Annotated in this window: 20 protein-coding genes; 14 read left to right on the top strand and 6 right to left on the bottom strand. The window is 74.3% G+C overall.

Features of this window, described 5'->3' with window-relative positions; all coding sequences use genetic code 11:
- The 5 genes from ACWEQL_RS26010 to ACWEQL_RS25990 form a co-directional block, all read left to right on the top strand.
- A partial coding sequence (locus tag ACWEQL_RS26010; RefSeq protein ID WP_452152722.1) for an alpha/beta hydrolase occupies window positions 1-675 on the top strand: 675 nt, incomplete at its 5' end.
- 124 nt (window positions 676-799) lie between these two features.
- Window positions 800-2,029: an acyltransferase family protein gene (locus tag ACWEQL_RS26005; RefSeq protein WP_452152721.1), complete on the top strand. Its 1,230-nt coding sequence runs from the start codon at window positions 800-802 to the stop codon at window positions 2,027-2,029.
- Window positions 2,030-2,281: 252 nt separating this feature from the next.
- The gene (locus ACWEQL_RS26000) at window positions 2,282-4,177 is read left to right on the top strand and encodes a galactose oxidase-like domain-containing protein (protein WP_452152720.1); all 1,896 of its coding nucleotides are present in this window, start codon (window positions 2,282-2,284) and stop codon (window positions 4,175-4,177) included.
- Between the two features lie 44 nt (window positions 4,178-4,221).
- Window positions 4,222-6,528, top strand: coding sequence for a Dyp-type peroxidase (locus ACWEQL_RS25995; protein WP_452152719.1), 2,307 nt, complete (start codon window positions 4,222-4,224; stop codon window positions 6,526-6,528).
- 208 nt (window positions 6,529-6,736) lie between these two features.
- Window positions 6,737-7,948: an alpha/beta hydrolase gene (locus ACWEQL_RS25990; RefSeq protein ID WP_452152718.1), complete on the top strand. Its 1,212-nt coding sequence runs from the start codon at window positions 6,737-6,739 to the stop codon at window positions 7,946-7,948.
- Here ACWEQL_RS25990 and ACWEQL_RS25985 read toward each other — a convergent pair.
- Window positions 7,912-8,925 carry a helix-turn-helix transcriptional regulator gene (locus ACWEQL_RS25985; RefSeq protein ID WP_452152717.1) on the bottom strand — a complete coding sequence of 338 codons (1,014 nt, stop codon included), beginning with the start codon at window positions 8,923-8,925 and terminating at the stop codon, window positions 7,912-7,914. The genes ACWEQL_RS25990 and ACWEQL_RS25985 overlap by 37 nt on opposite strands.
- Before the next feature lie 103 nt (window positions 8,926-9,028).
- Between ACWEQL_RS25985 and ACWEQL_RS25980 the strand changes: the two genes are divergently transcribed.
- Window positions 9,029-9,607, top strand: coding sequence for a TIGR03086 family metal-binding protein (locus tag ACWEQL_RS25980; RefSeq protein WP_452152716.1), 579 nt, complete (start codon window positions 9,029-9,031; stop codon window positions 9,605-9,607).
- 73 nt (window positions 9,608-9,680) lie between these two features.
- On the opposite strand, the gene ACWEQL_RS25975 is transcribed toward ACWEQL_RS25980, so the two are convergent.
- Window positions 9,681-10,133 carry a MerR family transcriptional regulator gene (locus tag ACWEQL_RS25975; RefSeq protein ID WP_452152715.1) on the bottom strand — a complete coding sequence of 151 codons (453 nt, stop codon included), beginning with the start codon at window positions 10,131-10,133 and terminating at the stop codon, window positions 9,681-9,683.
- A gap of 88 nt (window positions 10,134-10,221) precedes the next feature.
- Here ACWEQL_RS25975 and ACWEQL_RS25970 point away from each other — a divergent pair, with 88 nt between their 5' ends.
- Window positions 10,222-11,058, top strand: coding sequence for a serine hydrolase domain-containing protein (locus ACWEQL_RS25970; RefSeq protein WP_452152714.1), 837 nt, complete (start codon window positions 10,222-10,224; stop codon window positions 11,056-11,058).
- Window positions 11,059-11,075: 17 nt separating this feature from the next.
- Here the strand turns inward: ACWEQL_RS25970 and ACWEQL_RS25965 are convergent, their stop codons facing one another.
- Window positions 11,076-11,861: a pirin family protein gene (locus ACWEQL_RS25965; protein ID WP_452152713.1), complete on the bottom strand. Its 786-nt coding sequence runs from the start codon at window positions 11,859-11,861 to the stop codon at window positions 11,076-11,078.
- 215 nt (window positions 11,862-12,076) lie between these two features.
- Here ACWEQL_RS25965 and ACWEQL_RS25960 point away from each other — a divergent pair, with 215 nt between their 5' ends.
- The 5 genes from ACWEQL_RS25960 (at window position 12,077) to fabF (ending at window position 17,088) form a co-directional block, all read left to right on the top strand.
- A complete protein-coding gene (locus tag ACWEQL_RS25960) occupies window positions 12,077-13,273 on the top strand; it encodes a PucR family transcriptional regulator (protein WP_452152724.1) in 1,197 nt (398 codons plus the stop codon).
- Window positions 13,274-13,363: 90 nt separating this feature from the next.
- Window positions 13,364-14,308, top strand: coding sequence for an ACP S-malonyltransferase (locus ACWEQL_RS25955; RefSeq protein ID WP_452152712.1), 945 nt, complete (start codon window positions 13,364-13,366; stop codon window positions 14,306-14,308).
- On the top strand, window positions 14,305-15,348 hold the full coding sequence (locus ACWEQL_RS25950) for a beta-ketoacyl-ACP synthase III (protein WP_452152711.1): 1,044 nt from the start codon (window positions 14,305-14,307) through the stop codon (window positions 15,346-15,348). The genes ACWEQL_RS25955 and ACWEQL_RS25950 overlap by 4 nt, the downstream gene beginning before the upstream one ends.
- Before the next feature lie 81 nt (window positions 15,349-15,429).
- Window positions 15,430-15,672, top strand: a complete 243-nt coding sequence (locus ACWEQL_RS25945) for an acyl carrier protein (protein WP_148645266.1) — start codon at window positions 15,430-15,432, stop codon at window positions 15,670-15,672.
- A gap of 147 nt (window positions 15,673-15,819) precedes the next feature.
- The gene (gene fabF, locus ACWEQL_RS25940; RefSeq protein ID WP_452152710.1) at window positions 15,820-17,088 is read left to right on the top strand and encodes a beta-ketoacyl-ACP synthase II; all 1,269 of its coding nucleotides are present in this window, start codon (window positions 15,820-15,822) and stop codon (window positions 17,086-17,088) included.
- 104 nt (window positions 17,089-17,192) lie between these two features.
- On the opposite strand, the gene ACWEQL_RS25935 is transcribed toward fabF, so the two are convergent.
- Both ACWEQL_RS25935 and ACWEQL_RS25930 read right to left on the bottom strand, forming a co-directional pair.
- Complete coding sequence (locus ACWEQL_RS25935; RefSeq protein ID WP_452152709.1) at window positions 17,193-17,687, bottom strand: DUF3145 domain-containing protein; 495 nt, start codon at window positions 17,685-17,687, stop codon at window positions 17,193-17,195.
- Window positions 17,688-18,083: 396 nt separating this feature from the next.
- Window positions 18,084-19,109, bottom strand: a complete 1,026-nt coding sequence (locus ACWEQL_RS25930) for an NADP-dependent oxidoreductase (protein ID WP_452152708.1) — start codon at window positions 19,107-19,109, stop codon at window positions 18,084-18,086.
- 114 nt (window positions 19,110-19,223) lie between these two features.
- On the opposite strand from ACWEQL_RS25930, the gene ACWEQL_RS25925 reads away from it, so the two are divergent.
- Both ACWEQL_RS25925 and ACWEQL_RS25920 read left to right on the top strand, forming a co-directional pair.
- Window positions 19,224-19,688 carry a MarR family winged helix-turn-helix transcriptional regulator gene (locus ACWEQL_RS25925; protein ID WP_452152707.1) on the top strand — a complete coding sequence of 155 codons (465 nt, stop codon included), beginning with the start codon at window positions 19,224-19,226 and terminating at the stop codon, window positions 19,686-19,688.
- Between the two features lie 190 nt (window positions 19,689-19,878).
- A complete protein-coding gene (locus tag ACWEQL_RS25920) occupies window positions 19,879-21,393 on the top strand; it encodes an LCP family protein (RefSeq protein ID WP_452152706.1) in 1,515 nt (504 codons plus the stop codon).
- A gap of 57 nt (window positions 21,394-21,450) precedes the next feature.
- Here the strand turns inward: ACWEQL_RS25920 and ACWEQL_RS25915 are convergent, their stop codons facing one another.
- Complete coding sequence (locus ACWEQL_RS25915) at window positions 21,451-22,362, bottom strand: 1-aminocyclopropane-1-carboxylate deaminase/D-cysteine desulfhydrase (RefSeq protein WP_452152705.1); 912 nt, start codon at window positions 22,360-22,362, stop codon at window positions 21,451-21,453.
- Between the last annotated feature and the right edge of the window lie 278 nt (window positions 22,363-22,640).

Here is a 22,640-nt window from a genome sequence, read left to right as displayed (position 1 = left end):
GCCTTCGACCCGCGCGGCCGAGGCCAGGTCGCCGAGGTGTTCGGCGACCTGGCCGCGGCCCGCCGCACCGCCGTCGTGGTGCCGGGCTCCGACGTCGACCTGATGAGCTTCGACCGCGCCCGCGACCCGTACGGGACGCCCGCCGGGATGGCCCGGGCGCTGCACGGGGCCACCGACGGGCGGACCGCGGTGATCGCCTGGGCCGGGTACACCACCCCGGTCGGGGTCGGCCTGGACGCGGCCACCGAGGACCTCGCCGAGGCCGGCGCCGTACGGCTCGGCCGGCTGCTCGACGGGTTGCGGGAGAGCACCCGCCCGGACGCGCCCGCCACCGTGTTCTGCCACAGCTACGGCTCGGTGGTCTGCGGACTGGCCGCGCCCGGCCCGGAGCGGGCCTCCGGCCTGGTGGTGCTCGGCTCGCCCGGCATGGGCGTCGGCTCGGCCGCCGAGCTCGACCCCCGGGTGCCGCTGTGGGCCACCGAACTGGCCGGCTCCGACTGGGTGCGCAAGGTGCCCAAGGTCTCGCTGTTCGGCCTCGGCCACGGCGCCGACCCCACCGGGCCCGGCTTCGGCGCCCGCCCGCTGCCGGCCACCGGCGCCGAGGGCCACACCGGCTACTTCGCCCCCGGCACCGCCTCGCTCGCCGCGTACGCCGCGCTCGCCCTCGGCGGGTGAGCCCCGGCCGCCGGGCCCCGGCCGCCGAGCCCAACCCCGCCGAGCTCAACCCCCGAGCCCCTCCTGCCGGCCCGAACACCCCCGCACCACCCGACCACTCCCGCGCCACGGAAGGAGCACCACCATGCCCGCCCCGCTCGCCGCGCTGCGCCGCGCCGCCGGCCAGGTCGACGCCCGCACCCCCGACAGCCGCGACCGCGCCCTGGACGGACTGCGCGCCCTCGCCCTGCTCTCCGTCCCCGTCGGCCACTGGCTGCTCGGCGGCTTCACGCTCTCCCCCGACGGCGCCCTGCACAACGCCAGCCCGCTCTCCCACCTGGGCTTCTTCGCCCCCGTCAGCTGGCTGCTGCAGATGCTCGGGGTGTTCTTCCTGGTCGGCGGCCACTCCTCGGTCCGCTCCCTGGAGCGGGCCCGCGCCCGCGGCGAGGGGTACGGCCGCTGGCTGCGCGCCCGCGCCGTGCGGCTGCTGCGCCCGGTGCTCGGGGTCACGGCCGTCTGGGCGGCGCTGATCCCGCTGCTGGGGCGGCTCGGGGTCCCGGACGACACCGTGCGCACCGGCGCGGTGCTGGTGGTGCAGCCACTCTGGTACATCGGCGTCTACCTGGGCCTGACCGCGCTCACCCCGCTGTGCGTGGCGGCGGCCGACCGGCTGCGCGGCGGGTCGGCGGGCCTGCTGATGGCCGTGGTGGCCGTGGTCGACCTGCTGCGGTACGGGCCGTGGGCCGGGGCCGTGCCGTCCTGGATCGGGCTGGTGAACGTCCTTCCGGGCTGGCTGTTCGGCTACCAGCTGGGGGTGCTGTGGGCGCGCGGCCGACTGGGCCGTCCGGCGGCGCGGCTGCTGCTGGTCGGCGGGGGCGCGCTGTTCGCCCTGCTGCTGCTCGGCTTCGACTACCCGGCGAGCATGGTCGGCGTCCCCGGCGCGGAGCGCACCAACTCGCACCCGCCGTCCCTGCTGGTGCTCGCCCTGGCGGCGGTGCAGTGCGGCGCGGCGGTGCTGCTGCGGGAGCGGCTGGGCCGGCTGCTGGGCCGCCGTCCGCTGCTCTGGCTGCCGGTGGTGGCGGTCAACCTGTCGGCGATGACGATCTTCTGCTGGCACCAGAGCGCGATGCTGGCGGTCGCGGTGCCCGGCGCGGCCGGGTTCGGCGAGGTGGCCGGGCTGACCACCGCGCCGGACTCGCCGGGCTGGGTGGCCGCCCGGGTGACGCTGCTTCCGCTGTTCGGGGTGGTCCTGGTGGCGATCGGGTGGTTCGCGCGGCGCTTCGACGGCCCGTGGACCGCTCTGTCCCGGGCCGCGAAGGCGGTGGCCGGCACGGCGGCGGCCTGCTTCGCGGCGTACGCGCTGGGCGTGGTCTGACCGCGTCCGCCCGGCCCGGCCGCCCGTGCGGTCCGGGCCTCGCGCGCAAGGAAACTGACGGGGCGTGGGAAATCGGCGCCCGCGTCCCGCCCGGATGCCCGGCGACACACCCCGGAGCGGCTGAATCCGCATGCGAACCACCACTCCCTGTGATCTCCTGTCACCGTCGGCCACCGGGACGGGTTCCCGCCCACGGTCACCCGGGCCCCCTCGCCGGCCTTCCCCCAGACGCCCCCTCCTCCGAGGAGTCCCATGTCCCCGTCCCCCGCCCGGCCACCGCTGCGCCCGCGCCCGCCGGCCCGTCACCACTGGTCCGCGGGCGCCGCCGTGGTCTGCGCGCTCACCGCCGGCGTCGTGCTGGCCCCGGCGGTGCCGGCCGGCGCCCACGGCGACCCGTCCGACGCCGTCCCGCACATCGCCTCGCCGCGGGTGATGCAGGAGATGCGCGAGGACGAGGTGGCGGCGCTCGGGCAGCAGCACGCCGAGGAGCACGCCAGCGCCCGCGCGGCGGTCCGGGGCGTCGGCGACTACCCGCAGTCCACCCGGACCAACCGGCTCAACGCCCTGACCGAGTCGCAGACCAGGATCAACGCCGGGTTCGACCCCACCGTGTCCGGCGCCTTCAAGGAGTACTTCCCCTCCCCCGAGTTCGCCGCGCACATCGCCATGCTGCCCACCGGCAAGGTGCTGCTGTTCTCCTTCGAGCGGATCGAGACCAACCCGGAGAAGGAGCCCGCGCCCACCCAGACCACCGGCAAGGAGAACGCCGGCCGGGCCTTCCTGTGGGACCCAGCCCTGGGCACCGGCGCCGACGCCTTCAAGAAGGTCACCCCGCCGGTGATCGACATGCCGGACGACCTCAACCAGCCCCGCCCGGCGCCGTTCTTCTGCGCCGGTCACTCCTTCCTGCCCAACGGCATGCTCGGCGTCTTCGGCGGCAACCTGGGCGGCAACGGCGGCAGCGGCGCCAAGCTGTCCCTGATCTTCGACCCCTGGACGGAGACCTGGACCCGCAACCCCGACATGTCGGTCGGCCGCTGGTACCCGTCCGTGGTCACCACCGCCGAGGGCCGGCAGCTGATCATGTCCGGCCAGTCGGAGCTCGGCTGGGGCACCCCGACCCCGGTGGTGGAACGTTTCCCCGCCAAGGGCTACGCGGTGCCGCAGCTCAAGACCCAGATCCCCACCAACACCCCGGTCGACCGTTTCAAGGCCGACGCCCCCTTCAGCCTGGACTACCCGCACCTGTTCTCGCTGCGCGACGGCAGCGTCGTCGGCCTCGGCCGCGACCCCAAGGAGCAGTGGGTCTTCGACCCGGTCAACGAGAGCCGCGCCGACCTGCCCGCCCGTCCGGACGGCAAGAAGCGCCTGTACGGCTCCGCGGTCCCGCTGCCCGGCGGCGTCAACGGCCCCGACTCCGTCCTCGTCCTCGGCGGCGACCGGGACAACCCGAGCACCCTCAAGCTCGCCAACGGCGTCTGGACGGCCGAGAAGTCCCGCGCCTTCGGCCGCACCCAGGACGACACCCTGCTGCTGCCCGACGGCAACCTGATGACCGTCAACGGCTCGTACGACATCCGCGACTACGGCAACGGCCCGTACAACCCCAACGCGGACCTGAAGTACCGCCAGACCGAGCTGCGCGACGGCCAGGGCAACTGGAGGCTCGGCCCCGTCCAGCGGCTGCCGCGCGGCTACCACTCCAACGCCGTGGTCCTGCCCGACGGGCGCGTCATGGTGACCGGCGACGAGCTCCAGCAGCTCGCCAACGACCCGGACATCAAGGACGACATGAACGGCACCATCGAGATCTACGAGCCGGCGTACCTGCACAAGGGCAACCGGCCCTCGCTCGACCGCGCCCCGACCTCGCCGATCGGCTACGACAAGAAGTTCCTGGTCACCACCAACACCCCCGAGCGCGCCGCGCGGGCCGTCCTGCTCTCCCCCACCACGGCCACCCACGCGGTCAACACCAGCCAGCGCCACCTGGAACTGCGGGTCACCAGCCGGGCCGGGACGCGCCTGGAGCTCCAGGCCCCGCCGGACGCCAAGGCCGCGCCCCCCGGGTTCTACATGCTCTTCCTGCTCAACGAGGACGGCACGCCCAGCGTCGCGCAGTGGGTCCAGCTCAGCTCCTCGGCCTGACCGCCGCTCCCCTCTTCCACCCCTCACCAACGGAGGTTCCCCGGATGGCAGCGGATCTGAGGCTGCGCGAGAGCGACGAGATCCAGGGCGACATCGTCGCCGGCTTCAAGAAGGACCACGTCACCCTGCTGTTCCTGAAGTTCGAGGACGCGGCGAGAGCCCGCGAATGGCTACGGGCACTGGCCCCGCAGATCGCCACCACCCGCCAGGTGGCGGCGTTCAACGCGGCGTTCAGCGAGGCCCGGAAGTCCTCGGGCGGTGACGACCCCAGGACGCTCAAGGCGACCTGGCTCGGCATCGGCCTCACCTACGAGGGCATGCGCCAGCTCTCCCTCACCGACCCCTTCGAGAAGGCCCCGCCGACCGGCAGCGGCCTGGAGGCGTTCCGGGACGGCTCCGCCAAGCGCGCCGGCGCCCTCGGCGACACCGGCGACAGCTCCCCGGAGAACTGGCTCTTCGGCGACAACCGCAACCAGCCCGTCCACGCGGTGCTCACCATCGCCGCGGACGACCCGGCCGACCTCACCGCCGCCGTCACCGCGCAGCGCGAGTCCTCCGCCGAGGCCAGGATCGTCACCGTCTTCCAGCAGAACGCCGCCACCCTGCAGGGCGCCCGCCGGGGCAAGGAGCACTTCGGCTTCAAGGACGGCGTCAGCGAGCCCGGCGTGCGCTTCTTCGACCGGCCCTCCGGCACCCGGCCGGAGGAGGTCGAGGGCCACCCCGGCAGCCGGATCGTCCCGGCCGGCGAGTTCGTGGTCGGCGAGCAGCCCGCCCCCGGCAGTTTCACCGACTTCCCGGTCTGGGCGCGCAACGGCTCCTTCCAGGTGGTCCGGCGCCTCGCCCAGGACGTCCCCGGCTGGTGGGCGCAGGTCTCGGTCAAGCTGCGCGAGCTCAAGCAGGCCAAGGCCGTCCCCGAGGGCGCCACCGCCGAGTGGCTGGCCGCCCGGCTGGTCGGCCGCTGGCGCTCGGGCGCGCCGGTCTGCAAGCACCAGGACCGGGACGTGCCGTTCGACCCGGCCGCCGCCAACGACAACGACTTCGACTTCCGGGACGACCTGGAGGGCCTGGTCACCCCGCTCTTCTCGCACCTGCGCAAGACCAGCCCCCGGGCCGGCCTCCAGGCGCCCAACCCGACGACCCCGCCGTTCGACGCCGCGGTGCTGGACGGCCGGCGGATCATGCGCCGCGGCGCGCCGTACGGGCAGCCCTTCGACCCGGCGGCGGAGGGCCCCGGCGGGCCCGACGACCCGCGCGGACTGCTCTTCGTCTGCTACCAGGCGGACATCGCCCGGCAGTTCGAGTTCATCCAGACCGCCTGGGTCGACGAGGAGAACTTCCCGCCCGGACGCCACCCCGAGCCCGGCCGCGACCCGATGATCGGCCTGCCCAGCACCATCGACTACGAGAGCCGCGGCCAGGACGGCACCCTCAAGCACACCCCGCTGAGCTTCCAGCAGTTCGTCCGGACCCAGGGCTCGGTGTACTGCTTCGCGCCCTCGCTGAGCACCCTGCGGGCGCTGGCCGACGGCAAGCTGGTCGGGGAGGCCCAGGCCTCCGGGGGCTCCCAGGCCGGGACGGCCGACCAGGGCACGCGGTCCGGCAAGGCGTACCCGTGCGACGCGCTGGTGCCCGTCCCCGACCAGCAGCGGCAGGCCGGCCAGAGCCAGTACTGGGCCTGCCACGGCGGCCGGTACCGCAAGATCTCGGTCGCGGACGGCACCGACAACCCCGACCGGCTGGTCAAGCCCGACGGCGACCTGGGCGCCCATCCGGCCTTCCGGGGCGTCGCCCGGGTCGACTGCCTGCTGCCGATGCCCGATCTGCAGAACCCCCGCGGCAAGAGCTGGTACTGGCTCTTTCACAGCACCGACGGGCGGCAGGTCTACCGGATGATCTCGATCACCCCGGACGGCGGCCGCCACACCGGCGCCCTGGAGCGCCCCGACCGGGAGCTGTCGCTCTGGTCCTCGCTGGGCGGCGTCGGCCGGGTGGACTGCTTCCTGCCCGTCCCCGACCAGCAGCGGGTCGGCGGCAAGAGCTGGTACTGGGTGTTCCACACCACCGGCGGACGGCAGCGCTACCGGCTGATCTCCGTCGCCGACGGCAACGCGCACACCGACGTGCTGGAGCGTTCCGACCGCGAACTCACCCAGTGGGGCTCGCTGGGCGGCGTCCGGCAGGTCGACTGTTTCCTCCCGGTGCCCGACCGGCAGCGGGTGGGCGGAGCCAGCGAGTACTGGGTGTTCCACGGCGAGAGCTACCGGCGGATCTCGGTCGCCGACGGCGGCGGTCACCCGGACCGCCAGGTCCACCCCGACCGCAGCTGCAGCACCTGGACCTCGCTGCTGTGACCCCCGCCGGGCCCGTCCCAGGACGGTGACCAGGCCCTCCCGGGCGCCCGCGCGCCCGGGAGGGACGCCCCGGCGGTGTGAGCCATCACACAGTTTGGGGCGTGCCGTTCCCCCCTCGGGCCCCCTAGGCTGGCGGAGGAAGTCGGCAGTCGTACCACCCTCCGGGCCCGGCCCGCGAACGGTCACGGGTCCCAAGGGAGTTGACGCGATGCGCCGTCGGCGGTGGAAGCGCGTACTGATCGGCGCCGCCGCGGGCTGCGCCGTGCTCGCGGACGCGGGCGCCGCGGCCGCCCAGGCCGCCGCCTCCACGGAGCAGCTGGCGATCTCGACGCCCCCGGCCGGCAGCGCCGCCTGGGTCGAGGACCACTCCTTCGGCCGGTGGCTGCCCGACCCGGCCACCACCACCCCGGCCGCCGCCGCCGAGTTCTTCGCCTCGCTGGCGCCCACCGAGCTCGATCGGCTGATCCAGGACTACCCGCTGGTCGTCGGCAACTACGACGGCGCGCCCGTCGAACTGCGCTACCGCGCCAACCGGATCGCCCTCGCCGCCGAGCGCGAGCGCGCCCGGACCCGCGCCGCCGACCGGCAGCTCGACGCCGAACAGCGCGCGCTCGCCGTCTCCCGCGCCAACGACATCGGCCGCCTGCTGGCGGACGGCCGGCAGATCCTCGCCTTCGACCCGCGCGGCCGCGGCCTGATCACCGAGGTCTGGGGCGATCTGTCGGACGCCGAGCGGATCTCCGTGATCGTCCCCGGCTCGGACGCCGACCTCGGCCACTTCGACCAGACCGCCGACCCGCTGCGCTCCCCCGCCGGGATGGCCCGCGCGCTGCTCACCGAGGAGCGCCGGCAGGCCCCCGGTACCCGGGTCGCGGTCATCGCCTGGACCGGCTACGTCACACCGTCCGGCCTCGGCCCCGACGCCGTCACCTCCCGTCTCGCCGACGTCGCCGCGCCCCGGCTGGGCCGGCTGCTCGCCGGGCTGAAGGAGACCACCCGCCCGGACGCCCCGCCCGCGCTGCTCTGCCACTCGTACGGCACCGTGGTCTGCGGCACGGCAGCCCCGGACATCCCGCGCGCCGCCGCCTCGCCCTCGGACACCTCCGGGATCACCGACGTGGTGGTCTTCGGCAGCCCCGGCATGGGCGTGGAGAGCGGCACCGAGCTCGGCGCCGGCGTGCACGTCTGGGCCACCCGCAACGGCAGCGACTGGATCGGCAACGTGCCGTACCTGGAGGTGGGCGGGCTCGGCCACGGCGCGGACCCGACCTCCTCCGACTTCGGGTCCGAGCAGATCTCCTGCGCCGGATCCTCCGGCCACAACGGCTACTTCGCGGCGGACAGCGACAGCCTGCGCAACTTCGCGGCGATCTCGCTCGGCCACTACGACTCCGTGGTCCGCCCCGTCTCGGGCACCTGAGCCTCCGGCCCGTACAGCCGGACCGTCTCGGCGGCGGCCCGGGCCAGCTCACGGCGGGCCGCGGGCGGCGACAGCACCTCGGCGTCCGCGCCGAAGGCCAGCAGCGCCCGGACGGCCTGCACCGCGTGGAAGCCCATCTCCAGCTCCACCCAGTCCTCCGGCGCCCCCGAGCCGCACTCGGGCGGCGGCGCGGTGAGCCGGGCCGCGTGGATGCGGACGAAGAGGTCCAGGCGCCCGCGGCGGACCCGCACCCGGACCGGCACCTCCACCGGCAGCCGCTCCACCTGCTCGCGCAGCACCGCCCAGACGTCACCGAGCCCGTGCCCGGGCCGCCGGCGCACCGGCGCGTCGGTGGTCCCGGCGTCGCGCACCCGGTCGGCCCGGAACAGCCGCGGCTCCCCGCGCAGGTCCGCCACCAGGTACCAGACGCCCGCCTTGCTGACCAGGCCGTACGGGTCGACGGTGTACTCCACCGGGGCGGGCGCGCCGGAGTGGCGGTAGCGCATCCGCAGCCGGCGGTCGGTGAACACCGCGTACTGGAGCTCGCCCAGGTCCGGGCCGGTGGAGGCGGCGCCGGCCTGGAGCCAGCGCGCGGGGTCGATCAGGATGCGTTCGCTGATCCGCTCGGCGCCGGGGCGGTGCGGGGCGGGCAGCGCGGCCATCACCTTGCGCAGCGCCGAGCCGAGCGCGCCGTCCAGGCCGAGGTCGCTGTGCGCGCCCTGGGCGGAGAGCACGAACAGGGCGCGGGCCTCGTCGGCGGTCAGCCCGGTGACGTCGGTGCGGTAGCCGGGCAGCAGGCTGATGCCGCCGTGGCGGCCGCGCTCGGTGTAGACGGGGACACCGGCGGCGGACAGCGCCTCGATGTCGCGGTAGATGGTCCGCACCGACACCTCCAGCCGTTCGGCGAGTTCGGTGCCCGACACCTGGCCACGGGTCTGGAGCAGCAGGAGGATCGAGAGCAGGCGGTCGGCCTTCATGGCTCAAGAGGATCCCAGAAAACATGACGGTGGTTGTCATGATTTCCCGTGAGAGTACGTGCCGACCGCAACACCGCTCTCACGGTACGGAGTACGCACCCGCATGGACACCACCCAGGACCCCCGCCCGCTGTACCTGCTCGCGCTCGGCCAGTTGGAGAAGCTGTTCGCGGAGGTCACCCCGGAGTCGCTGGGGCGCCCGACCCCGTGCACCGAGTACGACCTGCGGGGACTGCTCTCGCACACCGTCGGCGGGATCCACCGGCTCGCCTACATGGGCGAGGGCGGCCCCGCGCAGGACGTGGCCGCCGCGACCGGCGAACTGCCCGACGACGCCTGGCCGGGCGCGCTCGCCCGGGCCCGCGCCCGGGTCGAGACCGCCTGGGCGGACGACGCCAAGCTGGACCGCCCGACCGTCGCCCCGTGGGGCGAGGTGCCGGGACGGGCCGCGGTCGGCGGCTACGTCATGGAGACCGTCACCCACGGCTGGGACATCCACCGGGCGCTCGGCGGCGAGCGGGTGCTGGACGAGCGGCTGGCCGAGGCCGCGTTCGGCATCGCGCGGTTCGTCCTGCCGCCGGAGAACCGCGGCGACGGGATCCCCTTCGAGGCCGTCCGGCCGGTGCCGGAGGACGCCGACGCCTACACCCGCCTGGCGGGCTGGCTGGGCCGCGAGGTCTGAACCGTCCGGGCCGGCGCGCCGGACCCGCCCCGGGGGCGGGTCCGGCGGACCGCACGGCCCGGTGACAGTCGGCTCAGTGACAGTCGGCCAGCTCCCCCTCGTAGAAGCCGATCTTGTGATCCAGGACGGCCAGGGTGGCGTGCAGGTCGGCGATCCGCAGCCGGACCTCCTCGCGCTGGGCGACCAGGAGGTCCCGCCGCTCGCCCATGGTGTCGCCGCCGGCGCGCACCAGCTCCACGTAGCGCAGCATGTCGGCCACCGGCATGCCGGTCAGCCGCAGCCGGCCGAGGAAGGCCAGCCGGCCGAGGTCGGCGTCGCTGTAGCGCCGCTGGCCGCTGGTGGAGCGGTCCACCGGGTCGAGCAGGCCGATCCGCTCGTACCAGCGCAGGGTGTGCGCGGTCAGGCCGCTGGCCGCCGCCACCTCGCTGATGCCGTGCCGCGGGGTGCGGTCCGGGTCGGCGCTCGGCCGGCGGAACACCTCCTGGCAGGTGCGCGGATCGGCGTCGAGCGGTGCGAGCGTGGTCATGTCCCGGTCCCCCTGTGTTCGTGTACCTCGCGGTGCCCGGCAAGCCTCGCACGCGGCCGGGCGCGGCGTCCCGGTTAGAGTCGGGCCCATGCAGAGCTTGCGGATGATCGAGAACTGGCCGGTGCCGAACGCGGCGGCCGTCGTGGTGCGGGGCACCGACGGCGCGCTCCTGGGGGAGCACGGGCCGCAGCAGCACCTGTTCCCGCTGGCCTCGGTGACCAAGCCGCTCACCGCCTACGCGGCGCTGGTCGCGGTCGAGGAGGGCGTCTTCGAGCTGGACGACCCGGCCGGCCCGGAGGGCTCGACCGTCCGCCACCTGCTGGCCCACACCTCGGGGCTGGCCTTCGACGAGCACCGGGTGATGGCCGAGCCGGGCAACCGCCGGCTCTACTCCAACGCGGGCTTCGACGTGCTGGCCCGCGCCCTGGAGCAGGCCGCGGGCATCGAGTTCGGCCGGTACGCCGCCGAGGCGGTGTTCGAGCCGCTCGGGATGCGCTCCACGCTGATCAACACCGCGCACAGGTCCCCGGCCGGCGCGGGCGGCCTGTCCACCGCGGCCGACCTGGCGCTGTTCGCCGCCGAGCTCCAGTCGCCCAAGCTGCTGGACCCGTCCACCCTGCGGGCCGCCACCCGCGAGGTCGCCTTCCCCGGCACCGGCGGCGTCCTGCCGGGCTTCGGCCACCGCCGGCCCAACGACTGGGGCCTCGGCTTCGAGATCCGCGGCGAGAAGTCGCCGCACTGGACGGGCACCACCAGCTCGCCCGCCACCTTCGGCCACTTCGGGCAGTCCGGCACCTTCCTGTGGGTCGACCCGGAGGCCGGGGTGGCCTGCGTCGCGCTCACCGACCGGGACTTCGGCCCCTGGGCCGCGGAGGCCTGGCCGCTGTTCACCGACGCCGTGCTGGCCGAGCTGCGCGGGGCCTGAGCCGGGGCCGGCCCGGGTCAGCCGTACGAGACGGGCGAGCGCATCTCCCAGAGCAGCAGCTCGGCGCCGTGTTCCCCGGCCGTCGGGTCGGCGAAGGCGTTCCCGGTGATCCGGACGCTGTCGCCGGGCACCATCGAGCGGCCGCCGCCCTGCGGGCCGGGGACCGTGCGGAAGCCGAGCGAACCCGCCGTCAGATGGGCGTAGCGCCAGGGGGCGGCGGGCAGCCCCGGCAGCGGCGACCAGGGGCCGGCGGTGACCAGCCAGAGCGCGGCGTCGCGGCGGCGCAGCCGCAGGGCCCCGGTGCCGGTGTCCCGTTCGAGGCCCGAGGCGAGCAGGGTGAGCCCGTCGGCGGCCGGCTCGACCCGGCGCAGCCCGTACCCGGGGGGCGCGGCGAACTCGTCCGGCTGCAGCCACATCTGCACGAAGCGGACCGGCTCGGCGGCGCCGCCCACGTTACGCTCGGTGTGGACGATGCCGGAGCCGGCGCTCTGCACCTGGACCATGCCGGGGCGCACCACGCCGCTGTGGCCGTGGTCGTCGCGGTGGGCGAGCGCGCCGGAGAGCACCCAGGTGACGATCTCGGTGTCGCGGTGGCGGTGCTCCTCGTACCCGGCGCCGGGGGCGATCAGCTCCTCGTTGCAGGCGAGCAGCGCGCCGAAGTGGGTGTTCCTCGGGTCGTAGTGGCCGGAGAAGGAGAACGCGTGTCTGGTCTCGATGCCCTCCGCCGGCGCCGAGCGGTAGCGCTCGGCGGTCCGCCGCAGGTCGGCGCGGGGGCGGGCGGGGGCGTCGGTCGCGTCGGTCACGGCCCCACGGTAGCGGGTGTGACGGTCGCCACCGTGCGATCCGGGGCCGACCCGTGGGGGTTGTGCACGAGCAGTCACTCCGGTGAGGCAGTCTTGTCCTTGTGCCAGCCGCCTCCGCGAACTCCAAGACCGATCCGAGTGCCAAGCCCGACCAGAACGGGAAGGGCCTGCCGGCCGCCTCGCCCAGAGACCGGCCGGGACGGGCGGCGCCCCGCCTGACCGCGCAGGAGCGCAAACTCGCCGCCGAGCGGGCCGAGCGCCGTGCCGCGACGCTCAAGCGGCTGGAGAAGTCCTCGGGCAAGCTGGCGTCGGCCGCGATCGCGCGGATGGACGACCAGCTCGGCTGGTACCGGCGGATGCCGCCGGAGCACCGCTCCTGGATCGGCCTGGTCGCCCAGGCCGGCATCGCCGCCTTCACCGAGTGGTACCGCCGCCCGGACGCCCCGCAGGCGATCTCCACCGACGTCTTCGGCACCGCCCCGCGCGAGCTGACCAGGGCGATCACCCTGCGCCAGACCGTCGAGCTGATCCGCACCACCATCGAGGTGATGGAGGAGGCCATCGAGGAGGTGGCCGCGCCCGGCGACGAGGCGGACATGCGCGAGTCGGTGCTGGTGTACGCCCGGGAGATCGCCTTCGCGACCGCCCAGGTGTACGCCCAGGCGGCCGAGGCACGCGGTGCCTGGGACGCCCGGCTGGAGGCACTGGTCGTCAACTCGCTGCTGTCCGGTGACGCGGACGAGGGAGTGCTCTCCCGGGCCGCCGCACTCGGCTGGGGGCAGCCCAGCCAGGTGCGGGTGGTGATGGGTTCCGCCCCGGACGGGGACAGCGAACTGGTGGTCGAGGCGATCCGCCGGGCCGCCCGGTACGCCAAGCTGCACGTGCTGACCGGGGTGCTGGGCAAGCGCCTGGTCGTGGTGGTCGGCGGCGAGAAGGAGCCGGTGCACGCCGCCCGGGCGCTGATCGGCCAGTTCGCGCCGGGCCCGGTGGTGGTCGGCCCGACCGTGCCGGACCTGCTGTCGGCGACCCGCTCGGCGCACGCGGCCGCCGCCGGTCTGCGGGCCTGCGCGGCCTGGCCGGACGCGCCGCGCCCGGTGCTCGCCGACGACCTGCTGCCCGAACGCGCGCTCGCCGGGGACGCCGCGGCCCGCCGCCAGTTGGTGGAGGAGATCTACACACCGCTGGACGAGGCCGGGTCGGCGCTGCTGGAGACGCTGAGCGTCTACCTGGAGCAGGCGTCCTCCTTGGAGGGTGCCGCCAGAATGCTCTTCGTCCACCCCAACACGGTGCGCTACCGGCTCCGACGTGTGACCGACGTCACGGGCTACGCTCCCTCCGACGTACGTTCGGCCTTCACGCTACGGATCGCCCTGGCGCTGGGGCGACTGACGGCCGCCGGCGAGCACTCCTGAGGGTGCTGTAGGGAACTTACAATCCCCGATGCTTTTCTTCGTTACCGTCGCCTACCCGCCCCCGGGCGCCTGGCGAGAGAGGGTTGAACCGTGCTCGTAATCGTCGCCCCTGGACAGGGTGCTCAGACCCCCGGTTTCCTCAGCCCCTGGCTGGAGCTCGACGGTGTCGCCGACCGCCTCCGCGGCTGGTCGGAGGTCGCCGGGCTCGACCTGGTGCACGCGGGTACCGAGGCCTCCGCCGAGGAGATCAAGGACACCGCCGTCGCCCAGCCGCTGCTGGTGGCCGCCGGCCTGGTGACCGCCCGCGCGCTGTTCCCGGACGAGGACCGCGCCCGTGAGCTGGTCGGCGCCGTGGCCGGCCACAGCGTCGGTGAGATCACCGCCGCCGCCGGCGCCGGGGTGCTCTCCGCGCACGACGCGCTGACCTTCGTCCGCGAGCGGAGCCTGGCGATGGCCGAGGCGGCCGCCGTCACCGAGACCGGGATGACCGCCGTCCTCGGCGGCGACCCGGAGGCCGTCGCGGCCAAGCTCGCCGAGCACGGGCTGACCGCGGCCAACAACAACGGCGGCGGCCAGATCGTGGCCGCCGGCACGCTGGCCCAGCTGGACGCCCTGCGGGAGGACCCGCCGGCCGGCGCGCGGCTGATCGCGCTCAAGGTCGCCGGCGCCTTCCACACCGAGCACATGGCCCCGGGCGTGGAGCGTCTCGCCAAGCTGGCGCCCACCCTGACCGTCCAGGACCCGGCCCTCGCGTACGTGTCCAACAAGGACGGCGCGGTCGTCGCCTCCGGCACCGAGGTGCTGGACCGCCTGGTGTCGCAGGTCTCCAACCCGGTCCGCTGGGACCTGTGCATGGAGACCCTGCAGCGCCTCGGCGCGACGGCCGTCATCGAGCTCGCCCCGGCGGGCACCCTCACCAACCTGGTCAAGCGGAACCTCAAGGGCGTGGCCACGCTTGCCCTCAAGACCCCCGCCGACCTCGACAAGGCGCGCGAGCTGGTCGAGGAGCACGGCGGTCAGGAGACCCAGGCATGAGCGTCCCCCAGATCCGCCCGGCCACCGGCGCGCAGTACTCGCGCATCCTCGGCGTCGGCGGTTACCGCCCGGTCCGGGTGATCCCGAACGCCGAGGTGCTCAACTGGATCGACTCCTCGGACGAGTGGATCCGCACCCGCAGCGGGATCGCCGAGCGCCGCTGGGCCGGCCCGGAGGAGACCGTCACCGAGATGTCGGTGCAGGCGGCCGGCAAGGCGATCGCCCAGGCCGGCATCACGCCGGACCGGATCGGCGGCGTGATCGTCGCGACCGTCTCGCACCTCAAGCAGACGCCCGCGGTGGCCACCGAGATCGCCGAGCGCCTCGGCTGCGGCACCGCCCCGGCCTTCGACATCTCCGCCGCCTGCGCCGGTTTCGGCTACGGCCTGGGCCTGGCGGACGGCATGGTGCGCGGCGGCAGCGCCGAGTACGTGCTGGTGATCGGCGTGGAGCGGCTCAGCGACCTGACCGACACCTCGGACCGTTCGACCGCCTTCATCTTCGGCGACGGCGCCGGCGCCGCGATCGTCGGCCCTTCCGACACGCCCGGGATCGGCAAGCTGATCTGGGGTTCGGACGGCTCGCAGAAGGACGTCATCTCGCAGACCCAGGCCTGGGACACCGCGTTCGCCAAGGAGGGCGCCGTCAACGGGCCCGGCGAGCACCCGGAGCAGGGCGCGAAGTGGCCGGCGCTGCGGATGGAGGGTCAGTCCGTCTTCCGCTGGGCCGTCTGGGAGATGGCCAAGGTGGCCCAGCAGGCGCTGGACGCCGCCGGGATCACCGCCGACCAGCTCGGCGCGTTCATCCCCCACCAGGCCAACATGCGCATCACCGACGCCATGATCAAGGCCCTCAAGCTGCCCGACTCGGTGCCCGTCGCCCGCGACATCGCCGAGACCGGCAACACCTCCGCGGCCTCCATCCCGCTGGCGATGGAGCGCATGTTGGAGAGCGGCGAAGCCCGTAGCGGTGATCTCGCCCTGATCATCGGCTTCGGGGCGGGTCTGGTCTACGCCGCGGCAGTCGTTACGCTCCCCTAGGCGCGTTACGCCCCACCCCAGAGAAAAGCCTGCGTCCGTCCGCCGGGCGGCCGCGATCAACACCGAAGAGGAGCAGCCAGTATGGCTACCAAGGACGAGGTCCTGGAAGGTCTCGCTGAGATCGTCAACGAGATCGCCGGCATCCCGGCCGAGGACGTCGAGTTCGACAAGTCCTTCACCGATGACCTGGACGTCGACTCGCTGTCCATGGTCGAGGTCGTCGTGGCCGCCGAGGAGCGCTTCGACGTCAAGATCCCGGACGACGAGGTCAAGAACCTGAAGACCGTCGGCGACGCGGTGGACTACATCCTCGCCAACGCCTGAGCGTTCGACGCGTCCGACGTGTTCGACGTCTGACCAACGGCCGGCCCGGAGCCGGCCGACCCCCGGCCGGGACGCCCCAGGCGTCCCGGCCGGGCCCCACACCCACGGCGCCGCCGAGCCACCGCACACGTGAGAGAAGACATTCCAGTGACCGTTGAAAACCGTACCGTGGTCGTCACGGGTGTCGGCGCCTTCACGCCGCTGGGCGGCGACGCCGCCACGACCTGGGAGAACCTGGTCGCCGGACGCTCCGGGGTCGCCGCGCTGACCGAGGAGTGGGCCGCCGAGCTCCCCGTGCGGATCGCGGCGCGCACCGCCGTGGAGCCGGGTGAGGTCCTGCCCCGCCCGGTGGCCCGCAAGCTGGACCGTTCGGCCCAGTTCGCGCTGATCGCGGCCCGCGAGGCGTGGGCCGACGCCGGCTACGAGACCCCGGCCACCGACGAGTCCTCCAAGCTCGCGCCCGAGCGCCTGGGCGCCGTGATCGCCTCCGGCATCGGCGGCGTGACCACCCTCCTCGACCAGTACGACGTGCTGAAGGAGAAGGGCGTCCGCAAGGTCTCCCCGCACACCGTCCCGATGCTGATGCCCAACTCCCCGGCGGCCAACGTCGGCCTGGAGGTCGGCGCCCGCGCGGGTGTGCACACCCCCGTCTCCGCCTGTGCCTCCGGCGCCGAGGCGATCGGCTACGCGATCGAGATGATCCGCACCGGCCGCGCCGACGTCGTGGTGGCCGGCGGCACCGAGGCGGCGATCCACCCGCTGCCGATCGCCGCGTTCGCCAACATGATGGCGATGTCCAAGAACAACGACGCCCCGCAGCAGGCCTCGCGCCCGTACGACAAGGCCCGTGACGGCTTCGTGCTCGGCGAGGGCGCCGGCGTGGTCGTGCTGGAGTCGGTCGAGCACGCCGAGGCCCGCGGTGCCCGCATCTACTGCGAGGCCGTCGGCCAGGGCCTGTCCTCGGACGCGCACCACATCGCGCAGCCCGAGCCCACCGGTGCCGGCGTGGCCCGCGCGATCGCCGACCTGTTCGAGCGCAACGAGCTGGACAAGGCCGAGCTGGTGCACGTCAACGCGCACGCCACCTCGACCCCGCAGGGTGACACCGCCGAGCTGAAGGCGCTGCGCAAGGAGCTCGGCGAGCACCTCGACCACATCGCCATCTCGGCCACCAAGTCGATGACCGGCCACCTGCTGGGCGGCGCCGGCGGCATCGAGACCGTCGCGACCGTGCTGGCGCTGCACCACCGCCTCGCCCCGCCCACCATCAACGTGGCGGAGCTGGACGAGGAGGTCGACGCGGACATCGTGCGCGACGAGCCCCGCGCGCTGCCGGCCGACGGCCGGATCGCCGCGCTGAACAACTCGTTCGGCTTCGGCGGCCACAACGTGGTGCTGGCCTTCCGTTCGGTCTGATCCGTCCCCGGACGTCCGAGGAGGGGCCGGCGCGTCGGAACGCGCCGGCCCCTCCTCGTCGTCGTGCCGCGGGGCGGTCGTGGTGCCGCGGGGCGGCGGAGGGCTCAGACCACCTGGTGCAGCCAGCGCACCGGGGCGCCCTCGCCGGCGTAGCGGAACGGCTCCAACTCGTCGTCCCAGGGCTTGCCGAGCAGCCGGGCGATCTCCTCCTCCAGGTCGGCGCCCTCGCTGCGGGCGCGCAGCAGGACGGCGCGCAGCCGGTCCTCGGGGATCAGGATGTCGCCGTGGATGCCCGTGACGGCGTGGAAGATGCCGAGCGTGGGCGTGCTGCTGTACCGCTCGCCCTCCGCCGTGGCACAGGGCTCGCTGGTCACCTCGTAGCGGATCAGCTGCCAGCCGCGCAGCGCGGAGGCGAGCTTCGAGGCGGTGCCGGGCTCGCCCTGCCAGGAGAACTCGGCGCGCCAGTGGCCGGGCGCGGCCGGCTGGCGGATCCAGTCCAGGCCGACCCGCACACCGAGCACCCCCGCGACGGCCCACTCGACGTGCGGGCACAGCGCGCGGGGCGCGGAGTGGACGTACAGGACTCCACGTGTCGTCACCGGGACCTCCAGGCTGTGGACGAGGGTCGCCTTCCCCAGCTGCCTCGTGCCGCGTGCGCCTGTAGTTGATCCACGGTTACCCACGTTAGCCGACATTAAGCCACTAAATTGAGCAAAACGGACAGGCTTTCGCTCAATGCTAATCGAATCCCCATCGAGGTCCACCCTTCGGCCGGATCTCTCCCCCGAACGGCCCCATCGTGCGGCCCGACCACCGTACCGCGCCGCCCCGCACGGCCGCTGACGCACTTTCGGATACACCCGGATTGCGGTAGTGGGACCGCGCCGCCAGCGCCCGGTGCCCGAACCACGGGACCGGTGCCGGAACCACGGGAGCCGCCCCGGGCCCGGACGGGCGACGGGGCGGCTCGCGCCTGAGGAGGCGTCAGCGTGGTCTCAGCCCTCCAGGCGGACCACCATCTTGCCGGTGTTGGCGCCGCGGAGCAGGTCCAGGAAGGCCTCGGCGGTGTGCTCGAATCCGTCCACCACGGTCTCCGCGTAGCGCAGCCGGCCCTCGCGCAGCCAGCCGCCGACCTCCTCGACGAACCGCGGCTGCAGCGCGGCGTGGTCGCGCACCAGCATGCCCTCCAGCCGCAGCCGCTTGCCGATCGCGAGCGCCAGGTTGCGCGGGCCGGCCGGCGCCGAGGTGTCGTTGTACTGGGCGATCGCGCCGCAGAGCACGGCTCGTCCGTGCACGTCCAGCGCGCCGATCGCGGCCTCCAGGTGGTCGCCGCCGACGTTGTCGAAGTAGAGGTCGATGCCGTCCGGGGCGGCCTTGGCGAGCTGCTCGCGGACCGGGGCGTCCTTGTAGTTGAAGGCGGCGTCGAAGCCGTACTCCTCGACCAGCGCGGCGGTCTTCTCCGCCGAACCGGCCGAGCCCACCACCAGCGAGGCGCCCTTGAGCCGGGCGATCTGACCGACCAGCTGGCCGACCGCGCCGGCCGCGCCGGAGACGAAGACCCGGTCCCCCTCCTTGATGCCGCCGACCGCGATCAGGCCGGCGTAGGCGGTCAGACCCGGCATGCCGAGCACGCCGAGGTAGGCGGAGAGCGGGGCCGCCCCCGGGTCGACCTTCACCGCGTGCCGGGCGTCCAGGGTGGCGTACTCGCGCCAGCCGAGCCCGTGCAGCACGGCGTCGCCCGGGGCGTAGCCGTCCGCCCCGGAGGCGACGACATAACCGACCGCGCCGCCGTCCATCGCCTTGCCGAGCTCGAACGGCGGTACGTAGGACTTCACGTCGTTCATCCGGCCGCGCATGTACGGGTCGACCGAGAGGTGGGTGTTGCGGACCAGGATCTCGCCCGGGCCGGGGGTGCGGACGGGCGCCTCCACCAGCGCGAAGTCCGCCGGGGTGGGCCAGCCCTGCGGACGGGCGGCGAGGTGCCATTCACGGGCGGTGGCGGGCGCTTCCGACTGGGCCATGAGGGGGGTTCTCCTTGTACCGAGGACAGCTGGGCGACATGAAAGGTTGAGCTACTGAAGTAACGATGGACATGAAAGGTTCACGTTGTCAACTGTTCAGGTAGACTGGTGGCCATGGACACCCAGCCGACCCCGCCCGCCGCCGCGCGGCCCGACGAGATCACCCGCGAGGTCGTCGACCTGATGGCCAACCTGGTCGGTCTCTTCCACCGCGAGTACGAGGAGGCCGCCGCCGCCCGCTCGCTCACCGGCGCCCAGGCCAAGGTGCTCGCCCTGCTGCGGCGCGGCCCGATGCCGATGCGCCACATCGCCCAGACGCTCAGCTGCGAGCCGTCCAACATCACCGGCATCGTCGACCGGCTGGAGTCCCGGGGCTTCGTCACCCGGGAGGCCGACCGGCAGGACCGCCGGGTGAAGCTGGTCGCCGCCACCGAGAGCGGCGCGGCCGCCTCCGAGGAGCTGCGCGAGTCGCTCAACTTCGCCCGCGAGCCGCTGGCCGCGCTGGACGACGAGGAGCGGACGGTGCTGCGCGATCTGCTGCGCCGGATGCTGACCAACGCCTCCGGACCCGGCGCGTGAGCAGGATCACACAGGATTAGTCGGATTCGAACCGAATTCGCCGTTCATCGCGTGTAACCGAACAGTCCTCCCGCGCGTCTAACCTTCGGAACTTTGCCGTCACCCCTCCGTGGGGTCGGTCGGCATGCGCTTTTCCGGCGCGCGCCCCTTCCGCGCGCGCCCTTTTCGGAGAACGGGAGACCCGGGGACGATGAGCAGCAGCTCGCGCAGGCGGCGCTTCGTACGGACCGCCGTGGGCCTGGCCGCCGTCCTCGTGCTGTCCGTCGCGGGCGCGGGCGCCTGGTTCTACCACCGGCTGGACAGCAACATCACCACCTTCGACCCGGGCGGCGTCGCCACCACCCGGCCGCCGGCCCCCGTCCCGGTCAGCCCGGGCGCCTCGGTGCCGGTCAACGTGCTGCTGCTGGGCTCGGACACCCGCAACGACGGCAACGCCGACCTCGGCGGCGGCGACGAGGGCGTCGGGCACTCCGACACCGCGATCCTGCTGCACGTCTACGCCGACCGGAAGCACGCCGTCGGCGTCTCGATACCCCGGGACGCGCTGGTCACCATCCCCTCCTGCCGGCTGCCCAGCGGCAAGTGGACCTCGCCCCGGACGAACCAGATGTTCAACGAGGCGTTCACGATCGGCGAGTCCCCCAACGGCAACCCCGCCTGCACCCAGAACACCGTGGAGTCGATGACCGGCCTGCGCGTCGACCACACCATCGTGGTCGACTTCAAGGGCGTCGCCGCGATGACCAGCGCCATCGACGGCGTGGACGTCTGCGTCCCCAACGCGGTCGATTCGCACAACATCAAGCTGAGGAAGGGCCCGCAGAAGATATCCGGGCAGCCGGCCGTGGACTACCTGCGGGCCCGCTACGGATTCGGCGACAACTCCGACATAGGCCGGATGAAGCGCCAGCAGGCCTTCCTCTCCTCCATGATCAAGAAGATCCAGGGCCTCGGCTTCGACCTGCCGACCCTGCTCCCGCTCGCCGACGCCGCCACCCGCTCGCTCACCGTGGACGAGGGACTGGGCTCGGCGATGAAGCTGGTCGAGTTCGCCCAGTCGATGCAGCACATCAAGCTCGCCGACGTCACCTTCGTCACCACCCCCTGGCGCTTCGCCGGCGACCGGGTCGCGCTGGTGCGCCCGGACGTCGACGTCCTGTGGAAGCTGCTGCGCGAGGACCGCACCCTGGACGGCCAGAGCACCGGGCACGTGCCCTCCGCGTCCGCCTCGCCCTCCGCGAGCGTCTCCGGCACCGCCTCCGCGGGCCCGCTGGCGCCCGAGCTGGCCGCCACGCCGGTCACCGTGGTCAACGGCGTCGGCACCCCCGGCCTGGCCGGCCGCGGCGCCGAGGCGATCCGCGCCAGGGGCTTCACCGAGGTCGTCCTCGGGAAGACCGACGGCGGGCGGCTCAGCACCGAGATCGCGTACGGCCCGGCGTTCGGGCCCGCCGCCGAGCAGTTGGCCGCGCTCTTCCCGGGGGCGCGGCTGGTGGAGGAGCCCGCCGCCGAGGGCGTCACCGTCACCCTGGGCCGCGACTTCCGGCCCTCCCCCGCCGGCCACACCGAGGACGGCGCCGGCCCGTCCGCCGCGCCGGGCGGCACCGCCTCCCCGGGCCTGCCGACCCCGACCGGCGTGCCCACCGGCATCGCCGAGAACAGCCGCGGCGCCGACACCGACGTCTGCGCGGACCTCACCTTCGGCTGAGCCCGCCCCCGGCCGTTCCCTTCCCCTTCGGGCCGGGCGCTCACCGGCCGGGTGCGCTCAGGCCGGGTCGGGCAGCCCGGTGACCACCGCCGTCAGCCGGGTGCCGCGGGGAAACGCCCCGGCGGCGGCCAGCCCGTGCAGCGCGGCGAGCAGCTTGGCCACGTAGCGGCGCTCCAGCGGGATCCGGTGGCGCCGCTCGAAGGCGTCCGCGAAGACCGTCAGCGCGTCCGGCACCCGGCCGTAGCCGCCGCCGTGGTGCTCGTGGTCGATCCGCCAGTTGCCGAACTCCCGGCCGTACGCCTCCCGGTGCAGCCGCGCCACCTCGCCCTCCAGGTACCCGGCGCCGCCGCGCAGCACCGCCACCCCCAGCGCCCGGGCGCCCGGCGGCAGGCCGGCCGCGATGCCGGCCAGGGTGCCGCCGGTGCCGACCGGGCAGCACACCACGTCCCGCGGGCCGAGGTCCGGCAGCTCGGACGGGATCACGGCCGCGCCGACGGCCGCGAGCGCGTTGGAGCCGCCCTCCGGAAGCACCAGGCACGGGCCCCAGCGCCGCCGCAGCCCGTCCGCCACCGCCGGATCGCCAACGCCGCCGGCCAGCGCGCGGTAGTCGGCCCGGGAGAGGAAGGACAGCCGCATCCCGGCCGCCTCGGCGGCCCGCAGCGACCAGTTGCGCGGCGCGTCGGCCAGCTCGTCGCCGCGGACCAGTCCGACGCTCTCCAGCCCCAGCGCGCCGGCGGCCACGGCCACCGCCCGCAGGTGGGTGGAGTAGGCGCCGCCGAAGGTCAGCAACCGGGTGTGGCCCTGCTCCAGGGCGGCGGCCAGATTGGGCGCCAGCTTGCGCCACTTGTTGCCCGGCACGGCCGGGTGCAGCAGGTCGTCCCGCTTCAGCCGCAGCTCCACGCCGGCCCGGGCCAGGGTCTCGTCGGGGCAGTCGACCAGCGGGGTCGGCAGGTGGGCGGCTTCGAGCATCGCGCCAGGATACGGAAGTCCCGCGCGGGCCGAGGGGCCGAGGGACTGCGGGGTACGGAGAGGAGCGGGCGAGTCCCCCGCCCCGAGCCGAAGGGCCCGCCGGTGACGAAAGGGAGAAGCGAGGGAGCGACGCAGGAGCGAGGGAGTGCCGAGTGTCGGCGCCGGGCCAGGAGGGCCCGAAGGGGAGCGGGCGAGTCCCCCGCCCCGAGCCGAAGGGCCCGCCGGTGACGAAAGGGAGAAGCGAGGGAGCGACGCAGGAGCGAGGGAGTGCCGAGTGT

Source organism: Kitasatospora sp. NPDC004240 (assembly GCF_053603215.1).
The sequence above is the reverse complement of the archived record's forward strand: the minus strand, read 5'-3'. Positions and strand labels throughout refer to the sequence as shown.